Genomic DNA, 12,114 nt, shown 5'->3' with positions numbered 1-12,114 from the left:
GGTCAGCGCGCGCGCGTGCTGACCGGCGTTTCCTCGGCGATGGCCTGCACGGGCACGCCAGTCCTGCCGCCCGCCGGCGCCGGCGCTGCCGGCGCGCGCGCGAGGTCCGCGGCGGCCGGCGCTGACAGCGGCGTCCACGCGGGCACGGCGGCCGGCGTCGCTTCGGCCGCGTTCGTTGCGGGCGCTGCCGCCGCCGCGCCGGGCTGGCCGCCGCGCGCCACGTCGCCGCCCTCCACATGCCAGCCGCCGCCTAGCGCGCGCATCAGCACCACGCTGGCAGTGAACTGGCGGCCGTAGATCGACAGCGCCGTGACCTCGGCCTGGTAGGCGGTGGTCTGCGCGGTCAGCACGTCGAGCAGCGCGGCGGTGCCGGCGCGGTAGCGGTTGTTGACCAGCGCCAGCGCCTCGCGCGCGGAGCGCAGCGCGTCGTCCTGCACCACCGCTTCCTGTTCCAGCAGGCGCGCCGCGGCGAGGTTGTCCTCGATCTCCTGGAAGGCGGCCAGCACGGTCTGCCGGTACTCGGCCACCGACTGGTCATAGGCGGCCACCGCCTGCGCCTTGGCCGCGCTGCGCAGGCCGCCGTCGAACAGCGTGCCGGCCAGCGCCGGGCCGATCGACCACACGCGGTCGGGCAGCGACAGCCAGCGCGCCAGCGTGGCCGCGGACAGCCCGCCCGAGGCCGACAGCGACAGCGTGGGATAGAACGCCGCCTGCGCCACGCCGATCTGGGCGTTGGAGGCCGCCATCTGGCGCTCGGCGGCGGCGATGTCGGGGCGGCGCTCGAGCAGCGCGGACGGCAGCGCCGCCGGCACGCGCGGCACGCGCGAGGCGAAGTCGTGCGCCGTGACCGAGAACGAGGCCGGCGCCTGGCCGATCAGGATGGCGATGGCGTGCTCGTACTGCGCGCGCGTGATCTGGATGTCGATCTGCTGGGCCTGGGCGCTCTTGAGCTGGGTTTCCGACTGCAGCACGTCGGAGCGCTGCGCGGTGCCGACCGCGTACTGGTTGCGCACCAGCTGCAGCGAGCGCGTGTAGTCGGCCACGGTGCGCTCGAGCAGCGCGCGCTGCTGGTCGGTGATGCGCAGCAGGAAGTAGGTCTGCGCCAGCGTGGCCTGGGTCGACAGCAGCGTGGAGGCCAGCGTGGCCTCGCTGGCCTGCGCGCTGGCCTCGCTGCTTTCCACCTGGCGGCGCACCTTGCCCCACAGGTCGGGCTCCCAGCTCGCCGTCAGCGAGGCGCCCTGGCTGTTGGCGATGCGCGCGGCGCCGGTGGTGGTGGTGCCGGAGCTGGAGCGGCCGGCCGAGGCGGACGCGCCCACGGTCGGGTAGTAGCCCGCGCGCGCCGACTGCAGCAGCGCCTGCGCCTGCCGGTACTGGGCCTCGGCCGCCTTGATGTTCTGGTTGGAGATCTGCACCTGCGACATCAGCGCGTCGAGGTCGGCATCGCCGAAGATGGCCCACCAGCGGCCGCGTGCGCTGGCGTCCTGCGGCTCGGCCGGCTTCCATTCGCCCCACTGCGCGCTGTCGGCGGGGGCTTCCTTGAAGGCGGGCGCGGCCGGCGCGTCCGGGCGCTGGTAGTCGGGGCCGACGGCGCAGCCGCCCAGCAGCAGGGCGCAGGCCAGGGCCAGCGGGGCGGGCACGGAAGAGGAGCGGAAAATGGCGTTCATGGGTCGCATTCAGGATTCGAGGCCGGGGCGGCCCGTGGCGAGCGCGGCGCGGCGGCTGCGCCACGCCTTCACCTTGAGGCGCCAGCGGTCCAGGGTCAGGTACACCACCGGCGTCGTGTAGAGCGTCAGCAACTGGCTGACCACCAGCCCGCCCACGATGGAGATGCCCAGCGGCGCGCGCAGCTCGGCGCCGTCGCCGTGGCCGATCGCCAGCGGGATGGCGCCGAGCAGCGCCGCCATCGTGGTCATCATGATGGGGCGGAAGCGTAGCAGGCAGGCGCGGTAGATCGCGTCCTGCGGCGGCAGGCCCTCGCGCCGCTCGGCGTCGATGGCGAAGTCGATCATCATGATGGCGTTCTTCTTGACGATGCCGATCAGCAGGATCACGCCGATCAGCGCGATGATGGTGAAGTCGGTGTGCGTGCCCAGCAGCGCCAGCAGCGCGCCCACGCCGGCCGAGGGCAGCGTCGAGAGGATGGTGAGCGGGTGCACGTAGCTCTCGTACAGCATGCCCAGCACGATGTAGATCGTGATCAGCGCGGCCAGGATCAGCAGCGGCTGGCTCTTGAGCGAGTCCTGGAACGCGCGCGCGCTGCCCTGGAAGCTCGCGCGCAGCGTCTCCGGCGCGCCGATGCGCGCCATCGCGTCCTGGATCGCCGCGGTCGCCTGCGACAGCGAGAAGCCGTCGGCAAGGTTGAACGAGATGGTGGACGCGGCGAACTGGCCCTGGTGGTTCACGCCCAGCGGCGTGCTGGTCGGCGTCACGCGCGCGAAGGCCGACAGCGGCACGCGGTGGCCGTTGCCGGCGACCACGTAGATGTCCTTGAGCGCGTTCGGCCCCTGCAGGTATTCCTGGCTCAGCTCCATCACCACGCGGTACTGGTTGAGCGGGTTGTAGATGGTCGCCACCTGGCGCTGGCCGAAGGCGTCGTTGAGCACGGCGTCGATCTGCTGCGCGGTGATGCCGAGCTTGTAGGCGGTGTCGCGGTCGATGATGACCGAGGTCTGCAGGCCCTTGTCGTTGGTGTCGGTGTCGATGTCCTCGAGCCCCTTGACGTTGGAGAGCGCGGCGCGCACCTTGGGCTCCCATTCGCGCAGCACCTCGAGGTCGTCGGACTGCAGCGTGAACTGGTATTGCGAGCTGCTCTGCCGCCCGCCGATGCGGATGTCCTGCACCGACTGCAGGAACAGGCTGGCGCCGGGCTCCTTGGCCAGCTTGCCGCGCAGCCGCGCGATGATCTGGTCGGCCGATTCGTCGCGCTGGCTCAGCGGCTTGAGCGTGACGAACATCTGCCCGGTATTGCGCTGCGAGCCGCCGGTGAAGCCGGTCACGTTGACCACGGCCGGGTCCGACTGCACGATGCGGATGAAGTTGTCGAGCTTGACGCGCATGGCCTGGAACGAGGTGGCCTGGTCGGCGCGGATGAAGCCGATCAGCCGCCCGGTGTCCTGCTGCGGGAAGAAGCCCTTGGGCACGATCACGTAGAGCCACACGTTGAGCCCGACCGTGCACAGCAGCACCAGCCAGACCAGCCGGCTGTGGCGCAGCGCCACCGCCAGCGAACGCGCGTAGCCGTCGTGCAGCCACTGGAACACGCGCTCGCTGGCGCGGAAGAAGCGCCCCTGCTCCTGCTCGGGCGGCATCGGCTTGAGCAGGCGCGAGCACATCATCGGCGTGGTGGTCAGCGACACCACCAGCGACACCATGATGGCCACCGACAGCGTGACGGCGAACTCCTGGAACAGCCGCCCGACGATGCCGCCCATCATCAGCAGCGGGATGAACACCGCGATCAGCGACAGGCTCATCGACAGCACCGTGAAGCCGACCTCGCGCGTGCCCTTGAGCGCGGCGGCCATCGGCGTCATGCCTTCCTCGATGTGGCGCGAGATGTTCTCCAGCACCACGATGGCGTCGTCCACCACGAAGCCGGTGGCGATGGTCAGCGCCATCAGCGACAGGTTGTTCAGCGAGAAGCCCGCCAGGTACATCACGGTGAAGGTGCCGACCAGCGAGACCGGCACCGCCACGCTCGGGATCAGCGTGGCGCGCACGTTGCGCAGGAACAGGAACACCACCATGATCACCAGCGCCACCGAGATCATCAGCGTGTACTCGACCTCGCGCAGCGAGGCGCGGATGGTGGGCGTGCGGTCCATCATCACGTCCATCGAGATCGCCGCCGGGATCATCTTCTGCAGATGCGGCAGCATCTCGGTGACGCGGTCCACGGTCTCGATGATGTTGGCGCCGGGCGAGCGGTTGAGCACCAGCAGCACCGAGGGCTTGCCGTTGGCCGAGCCGGCGTTGCGGATGTCCTCGACCGAATCGACCACGCTGGCCACGTCGGACAGCCGCACCGGCACCGCGAACGAGTTCGGGCCCGCGCCGCCGGCGTTGCCGCCGGTCGCGCCCGTGCTGATGGTGGTGGTGCCGCTGCTGGTGGTGATGGTGGTGACGGTGACGCCGTTGACGGTCTTGGTGCTGACGCCGCCGCCCGCGGTGGCGTTGGCGGTGCTGGCGATCAGCGCGCCGGCCGAGGTCGACGAGAACGTGCCGGGCGTGGCGTAGCGGATGATCAGCGGCATGTACTCCGCCGCCGTGCGGGCCTGGTCGTTGGCGTACACCTGCCAGTTCTTGGCCGCGCTTTCGACCGAGCCCAGCGGCCGGTTGGCGTTGGTGGCGCTGATGGTGTTGCGCACGTCCTCGAGCGCGATGCCGTACTTGTTGAGCGCGGTCGGGTTGAGCTCCACGCGCACCGCCGGCAGCGAGGCGCCGCCGATGGTGACCTGCCCCACGCCCTCGACCTGCGACAGCTTCTGCGCGAGGATGGTGGAGGCCGCGTCGTAGAGCTGGCCGCGCGTCATGGTCGGCGAGGTCAGGCCGATGATCATGATCGGCGCGTCGGCCGGGTTGACCTTGCGGTAGGTCGGGTTGTTGGGCAGGCTGGTGGGCAGCGTGCCGCGCGCGGCGTTGATGGCCGCCTGCACGTCGCGCGCGGCGCCGTCGATGTCGCGCGACAGGTCGAACTGCATGGTCACGCGGGTCGAGCCCAGCGAGCTGCTGGAGGTGATCTCGGTGACGCCGGCGATGGCGCCGAGCGCGCGCTCCAGCGGCGTGGCCACGGTGGCGGCCATGGTCTCGGGGCTGGCGCCCGGCAGCGAGGCCGATACCGAGATGGTGGGAAAGTCCACCTGCGGCAGCGGCGACACCGGCAGCGTGCGCAGCGCGGCGACGCCGGCCAGCAGGATGCCGAGCGTGAGCAGCGCGGTGGCGACCGGCCGGTGGATGAAGAGGGCGGACAGGTTCATCGCGGCTCCGCGGGTGCCGGTTCGCCGCCGCCCCAGCCGCCGTCGCCTTCGTCATCGGGCTTGCCCGGGTCGTGCGGATCGTGCGGATCGCCGATGTGCCGGCGCCGCCAGGCCGCCAGGCGCGCGGCGATGCGGTCGAAGGCGAGGTAGATCACCGGCGTGGTGAACAGCGTCAGCACCTGGCTGACCAGCAGGCCGCCCACCATCGTGATGCCCAGCGGGCGGCGCAGTTCGGAGCCGATGCCGGTGCCCAGCATCAGCGGCAGCGCCGCCAGCAGCGCGGCCATCGTCGTCATCAGGATCGGGCGGAAGCGCAGCAGGCAGGCCTGGTGGATGGCGTCGCGCGGCTTCATGCCGCCCTCGCGCTCGGCCTCGAGCGCGAAGTCGATCATCATGATGGCGTTCTTCTTCACGATACCGATCAGCAGGATGATGCCGATGATGGCGATGATGCCGAGGTCCTGCCCCGACACCAGCAGCGCCAGCAGCGCGCCCACGCCGGCCGAGGGCAGCGTGGACAGGATGGTGACCGGGTGGATGGTGCTCTCGTACAGCACGCCGAGCACGATGTACATGGTCACCACCGCGGCCAGGATCAGCCACAGCGTGTTCGACAGCGAGGCGCGGAACGCCAGCGCGGCGCCCTGGAACTCGGTCTGCATCGAGATCGGCAGGCCGATCTCCTGCTCCACCTTGGTGATCTTGTCGACCGCCGCGCCCAGCGACGCGCCCGGCGCCAGGTTGAAGGAGATCGTCGAGGCCGGGAACTGGCCCTCGTGGTTGATCACCAGCGGGCCGGTGCGCTCGGAGATGCGCGCCACCGCGCCCAGCGGCACCTGGCCGCCGGAAGAGGAGGGCAGGCGCAGTTCGGCCAGCGACTGCGGGCCGGTGCGGAAGTTGGGCATGGCCTCCAGCACCACGCGGTACTGGTTCGACTGCGTGAAGATGGTCGACACCAGGCGCTGGCCGTAGGCGCTGTACAGCGCGCTGTCGATCACCGCGGTGGTGATGCCGAAGCGCGCGGCCGAGTCGCGGTCGATCTCCACATAGGCGCGCAGGCCGTTGTTCTGCAGGTCGCTGGCGACGTCGCGCATCTCCGGCTCCTGCTTGAGCCGCTCGACCAGGCGCGGCACCCAGGTGGCCAGCGTGGCCGGGTCCGGGTCCTGCACCGTGAACTGGTACTGCGTGCGCGCCACGCGGTCCTCGATGGTCAGGTCCTGCACCGGCTGCATGTACATGGCGATGCCGCCGAGCTTCTCGACCGAGGCCTGCAGGCGGTGCGTGACCTCCTCGATGGTCTCGCTGCGCTGGTCCTTGGGCTTGAGGTTGATCAGCATGCGCCCGGCGTTGAGCGTGGTGTTGGTGCCGTCCACGCCGATGAACGACGACAGGCTTTCCACCGCCGGGTCCTGCATCACCACCTTGGCCACCGCCTCCTGCTTGAGCTGCATGGCCGGGAACGAGGTGCTCTGCGAGGCCTCGGTGATGGCCTGGATCACGCCGGTGTCCTGCACCGGGAAGAAGCCCTTGGGCACCAGCAGGTAGAGCAGCACGGTCAGCACCAGCGTGCCCACCGCCACCAGCAGCGTGCTTTTCTGGCGGTCGAGCACCCAGTCCAGCGCGCGGCCGTAGCGCGCGATCACGTCATCGAAGAAGCGGCCGGTGGCGCGGTGGAAGCGCGACAGCTTTTCCTCCGGCACGTGATGCAGCAGGCGCGCGCACATCATCGGCGTGAGCGTGAGCGAGACCACCGCGGAGATCAGGATCGACACCGCCAGCGTGATGGCGAACTCGCGGAACAGCCGGCCCACCACGTCGCCCATGAACAGCAGCGGGATCAGCACCGCCACCAGCGAGAAGGTCAGCGAGATGATGGTGAAGCCGATCTGCTTCGAGCCCTTGAGCGCGGCCGCCATCGGGCTCTCGCCGTCCTCGATGTAGCGCATGATGTTCTCGATCATCACGATCGCGTCGTCCACCACGAAGCCGGTGGCGATGGTCAGCGCCATCAGCGTGAGGTTGTTGATCGAGAAGCCGGCCAGGTACATCACGCCGAAGGTGCCCACCAGCGACAGCGGCACCGCCACGCCCGGGATGATGGTGGCCGGCACGTTGCGCAGGAATACGAAGATCACCATCACCACCAGCGCCACGGCCAGCAGCAGCTCGAACTCCACGTCGCGCACCGAGGCGCGGATGGTGGTGGTGCGGTCGGTCAGCAACTGCACGTGCACGGCGGCCGGCAGCGCGGTCTCCAGCTGCGGCAGCAGCGTCTTGATGCGGTCCACCACCTCGATCACGTTGGCGCCGGGCTGGCGCTGGATGTTCATGATGATGGCCGGCTTGTCGTTGGACCAGGCGGCCAGCCGCGAATTTTCCGCGCCGTCGACGATGTTGGCGACGTCGGTGATGCGGATCGGCGCGCCGTTCTGGTAGCCGATGATGATCTGCTTGTACTCGTCGGCCGACTTGAGCTGGTCGTTGGCGTCGATGGTCGAGGCGCGCGCCGGGCCGTCGAAGCTGCCCTTGGAGCCGTTGACGTTGGCGTTGCCGATGGCGGTGCGCAGGTCGTCGATCGACATGCCGAGCGAGGCCAGCGCGGTGGGGTTGGCCTGCACGCGCACGGCCGGGCGCTGCCCGCCGCTGAGCGTGACCAGGCCCACGCCCTGGATCTGCGAGATCTTCTGCGCCACGCGCGTGTCGACCATGTCCTGCAGCTTGGGCAGCGGCAGGGTGTCGGAGGTGATGCCCAGGCTCAGGATGGGCGCGTCGGCCGGGTTGACCTTGCTGTAGACCGGCGGCATCGGCAGGTCGGCCGGCAACAGGTTGCTGCCGGCGTTGATGGCCGCCTGCACCTGCTGCTCGGCGATGTCGAGCGACAGCGTCAGCTCGAACTGCAGCGTGATCACCGAGGCGCCGCCCGACGACGAGGACGACATCTGCTTGAGCCCCGGCATCTGGCCGAACTGTCGCTCCAGCGGCGCGGTGATCGACGAGGTCATCACGTCGGGGCTGGCGCCGGGGTAGAGCGTGGTGACCTGGATGGTCGGGTAGTCGACCTCGGGCAGCGCGGACAGCGGCAGCAGGCGGAAGGCCACCAGCCCGGACAGCAGGATGGCGAGCATCAGCAGCGCGGTGGCGACCGGCCGCTCGATGAAGAGGCGTGACGGGTTCATGTATCGGTCCTTACTGCGGCCGCTGCGGCGCGGCGCCCCCCCGGGCGCCCCCCCCCCGCCCCCCGCCGCGCTGGCGCCGTTGTGGTGGCGGCGGCCCTCGCCGCCGGCGCCGGAGGCACCGGAGGCACCAGCGGCGCCCGAGCCGCTGGCACCGCCCCAGCCGCCTTCGCGGCGGCGTCCGCGCCCGCGCGGCTGGCTGGCCGGCACGAGCTGCGAGGCGCGCGCGGCCGGGTCCACGGTTTCCACCGTCATGCCTTCCTTGAGCCGGTCGGCGCCGTCCACCACCACGTGCTGGCCCGGCTCCAGGCCCTTGGCGACCGACACCCGGTTCTCGTCGCCCGGGCCCAGCGTGACGTTCTGCACCTTGACCTGGTTGTTGTCGTCGACCACGTAGACGAAGGTGCCCTGCTGGCCGCGCTGGACCGCCGCCACCGGGATGACGGTGGCGTCCTCGAGCGTGTCCACGCGGGTGCGCACGTTGACGAACTGGTTGGGGAACAGCATCCCGTCGGCGTTGGGGAAGATGGCCTTGAGCTTGACCGTGCCGGTGGTGGTGTCGATCTGGTTGTCGGTGGTCAGCAGCGTGCCCTCGGCCAGCTTGTTGCGCGCCTGGCGGTCCAGCGCGATCACCGGCAGCTGCTCGCCGGCGTTCAGGCGCCGCAGCACCGACGGCAGGTTGTCCTCGGGAATCGTGTACAGCACCGCGATCGGCGCCACCTGGGTGATCAGCGCGATGCCGTTGGTATCGGTGGTGCTGACGATGTTGCCGGGGTCCACCTGGCGCAGGCCGATGCGCCCGGACACCGGCGCCAGCACGCGCGTGTAGCCCAGTTGCAGGCGCGCGTTGTCGACGTTGCCCTGGTCGGTCTTGACGGTGCCCTCGTACTGGCGCACCAGCGCGTCCTGGGTGTCCACCTGCTGGCTGGAAACCGAATCCTGCGCCAGCAGCGTGCGGTAGCGCTTCTGGTCCAGGCGGGCGTTCTCGAGCAGCGCGCGGTCGCGCGCCAGCGTGCCCACGGCCTGGTCGAGCGCGGCCTGGAACGGGCGCGGGTCGATCTCGGCGAGCACGTCGCCGGCCTTGACCATCTGGCCTTCCTTGAACAGGACCTTGAGCATGGGCCCGGACACCTGGACGCGCACGGTCACGTTGGCCACCGGCGTGACGTTGCCCAGGCCGTTGAGGATGACGTCCATGTTGCGCCTGGCGACCGTGCTGACCACCACCGGCGAGCGCTGCGCGCCGGGGCCGCCGCGTCCGCCCGGGCCACTCGCGCCGGGCGCGCGCGCGCCGGCGCCGGCCGCGGCGCCCTGCGCGTCCGGCGCGGCCGCGCTACGATGGTGGTACCAGTACCATCCACCGCCCGCCAGCAGCACGGCCAGCGCGGCGGCGATCAGTCTGGGGCGGTGCGAGGCCGCCTTGCCGGACGTTGGCTGTTTAGCCTGTTGGTTTTCTTCGGGGTTGGCCATGACCGGTTCCTGGGATGCGACGCGACAAAACGCGTAAATCGGGTTTTCGGGGTGGGAGAGGCAGAAGTATGCCGTAATGCCATCCGCGCGAGCCGCGGGCAGCACGCGACGGCACATCGTGCCGGGCAGCTTCGGATCGGTGCCGCGCTCTCCGGCGGCGCCGGGGGCAGCAAACATAAGCGAAGCATAATGCGCCCTGGCGGCGCGGATGTTTCACCGCCGACGCCCATTCTTACAGTTCATTACCAGTGGCCCGGGTGTAATGCCCTGAAACAATTCGCCCGGATTGCCGCGCCCAGCCTAGCTATCATCTGCCTATGCGAGCCAATCAGCCCACCCAGATCCTGGTCGTCGACGACGATCCAGAACTCCGCGACCTGCTGCGCGAATACCTGAGCCAGCAAGGCTTTGCGGTCTCCGTCCTGCACGACGGCGAAGGCCTGCATGCGCGCCTGGAGCGAGAGCGCCCGGCGCTGATCGTGCTGGACCTGATGATGCCGAAGGTGGACGGCCTCACCGCGCTGCGCAACCTGCGCGCCAAGAATGACGACATCCCGGTCATCCTGCTGACCGCGCGCAGCGACGAGATCGACCGCATCGTGGGCCTGGAGATCGGCGCCGACGACTACCTCGGCAAGCCGTTCTCGCCGCGCGAGCTGCTGGCCCGCATCAACGCCGTGCTGCGGCGCAAGCTGGCGCGCCCGGCGGCCGCGCCGGAAGACCGCGAAGGGCTCGCGTTCGGGCCGTTCCGCGTGAATTTCCGCCAGCGCTCGCTGGTGCGCGCGGGCGACGCGGTGCCGATCAGCGACACCGAATTCGCGCTGCTCAAGCTGCTGCTCACGCATCCGCTCGAAGTGCTCTCGCGCGAGCGCATCGTGGAGCTGATGTACGGCTCCGCGAGCGGCATCAGCGACCGCGGCATCGACGTGCAGATATGGCGCCTGCGGCGCCTGCTCGACGAAGACGCGCAGCGGCCCCGCTACATCCAGACCGTGCGCGGGCGCGGCTACACCTTCGTGCCCGACGAAGCCGACGACATACCGCAATGAAACTGCGCATCGACACGCTGTTCGGCCGCATCGCGCTGCTGATTGCCGCGGTGCTGGTGCTGAGCCACTTCTCGTGGCTGGCGATCCTGCGCATGGACCGCCGCCAGCAGCAGGTGGACTATTCGGTCGAGCAGATGCTGTTCCAGTTCGACAGCATCCAGCGCGCGCTGGCGGCCAAGCCGCCGGCGCCGCTGCCGAGCCTGGTCGAGGTGGCCAGCGAGGCCAGCGCGGTCGAGCACACCGTGACCGCCAAGGGCCGCGCGCGCCGCCTGGTCGACCAGTTCGCCCAGCGCCTGCCGGCCGGCAGCCAGGTGCGGCTGGAGGAAGAAGAGACCTCGCGCATCTGGGTCAAGCTGCCGCATCGCGAGGACTGGATCGCCATGCCGGTGCTGTGGGTGGTCAACCCGCCGCCCGACAACCGCCTGCTGCCGGGCGTGATCCTGGTGGTGGGCGTGGCGATGGCGGTGGCGCTGCTGATCGCCTGGCAGATCCAGCGCCCGGTGCGCGACATGGCCGCCGCGGCTGAGCAGCTCTCGCGCCAGCACGCGGTGGAGCCGCTGCGCGAGCGCGGCCCGCACGAGCTGCGCCAGTTGATCGAGCGCTTCAACCGCATGATGGCCGACCTCACGCGCATCGACCAGGAGCGCAACACCATGCTGGCCGGCATCGCCCACGACCTGAAGACGCCGCTGGCGCGGCTGCGCCTGCGCGCCGAGATGCTGGCCGATCCCAAGTCGGCCGCCGGCGTGACGCGCGACGTGGAGTCGATGTCCGCCATCGTCGAGCAGTTCCTCACCTTCGCCCAGAGCGGCGAGCCGGCCGCGCGCCCGGTGCCGGTCGACCGCCGCATCGCCGAGCTGGCCGCCTCGCTGGCCGAGCAGGACAAGACCATCGAGCTGTCGCTGGCCGCCGGCGAAGGCTTTCGCATGATCGCCACCCAGCTCGACCGCATCGTCGGCAACCTGATCGACAACGCCTACGCCTACGGCGCGCCGCCGGTGCGGCTGTCCACCTCGCGCCAGGCCGACGGCTGGCACATGGTGGTGGAGGACGAAGGCAGCGGCATCCCGCCCGAGGCGATGGAAAAGGTCACGCTGCCATTCGTGCGGCTGGACCCGGCGCGCGGCGGCAACGCCCACTCGGGCCTCGGCCTGGCCATCGTCGACCGCCTGGTGCGCCAGTCGGGCGGCCGCCTGGTGCTGGAAAACCGCGCCGAAGGCGGCCTGCGGGTGGAGATGATCTTCCCGTTCGCGGCGCTGGCGCAGGCGGCCTGAGCGACTCCGCCGCGCGGGTCCGCGCGGCAGGGCGTATCAATCCTGAAGCAGTTTTGGCCGGATCGGCGCGCCGGCGCGCCCGTCTTCCCTTGCCGCGGCCATGCGTGCCGCGTGCCGCCTCGCGTGGTACGCAGATTGCGGCTCCCGGCTTCCCCATGTGTTTCGGCGACGC

The 12,114-nt window shown here is 70.5% G+C and carries 5 protein-coding genes and 1 pseudogene; 2 read left to right on the top strand and 4 right to left on the bottom strand.

The window, feature by feature from the left end; genetic code table 11:
- Positions 1-2: 2 nt before the first annotated feature.
- From AC3WXD_RS16360 to AC3WXD_RS16345, 4 genes and pseudogenes are all read right to left on the bottom strand, one after another.
- Positions 3-1,673, bottom strand: a complete 1,671-nt coding sequence (locus AC3WXD_RS16360) for an efflux transporter outer membrane subunit (protein ID WP_492324176.1) — start codon at positions 1,671-1,673, stop codon at positions 3-5.
- The gene (locus tag AC3WXD_RS16355) at positions 1,674-4,976 is read right to left on the bottom strand and encodes an efflux RND transporter permease subunit (RefSeq protein WP_492324175.1); all 3,303 of its coding nucleotides are present in this window, start codon (positions 4,974-4,976) and stop codon (positions 1,674-1,676) included.
- A complete protein-coding gene (locus AC3WXD_RS16350; protein ID WP_492324191.1) occupies positions 4,973-8,152 on the bottom strand; it encodes an MdtB/MuxB family multidrug efflux RND transporter permease subunit in 3,180 nt (1,059 codons plus the stop codon). Before AC3WXD_RS16350 ends, AC3WXD_RS16355 begins: the two co-directional genes overlap by 4 nt.
- A 237-nt stretch (positions 8,153-8,389) precedes the next feature.
- Positions 8,390-9,619, bottom strand: a pseudogene (locus AC3WXD_RS16345) (MdtA/MuxA family multidrug efflux RND transporter periplasmic adaptor subunit); the annotation flags it as partial.
- Positions 9,620-9,936: 317 nt separating this feature from the next.
- On the opposite strand from AC3WXD_RS16345, the gene AC3WXD_RS16340 reads away from it, so the two are divergent.
- Both AC3WXD_RS16340 and AC3WXD_RS16335 read left to right on the top strand, forming a co-directional pair.
- Positions 9,937-10,668, top strand: coding sequence for a response regulator (locus tag AC3WXD_RS16340; RefSeq protein ID WP_020202167.1), 732 nt, complete (start codon positions 9,937-9,939; stop codon positions 10,666-10,668).
- Positions 10,665-11,942 carry an ATP-binding protein gene (locus AC3WXD_RS16335; protein WP_020202166.1) on the top strand — a complete coding sequence of 426 codons (1,278 nt, stop codon included), beginning with the start codon at positions 10,665-10,667 and terminating at the stop codon, positions 11,940-11,942. Before AC3WXD_RS16340 ends, AC3WXD_RS16335 begins: the two co-directional genes overlap by 4 nt.
- Positions 11,943-12,114 lie beyond the last annotated feature (172 nt).

The sequence above is a fragment of the Cupriavidus sp. FW216-B1 genome, from assembly GCF_058789195.1.
This window is presented reverse-complemented; position numbering and strand designations above follow the sequence as displayed.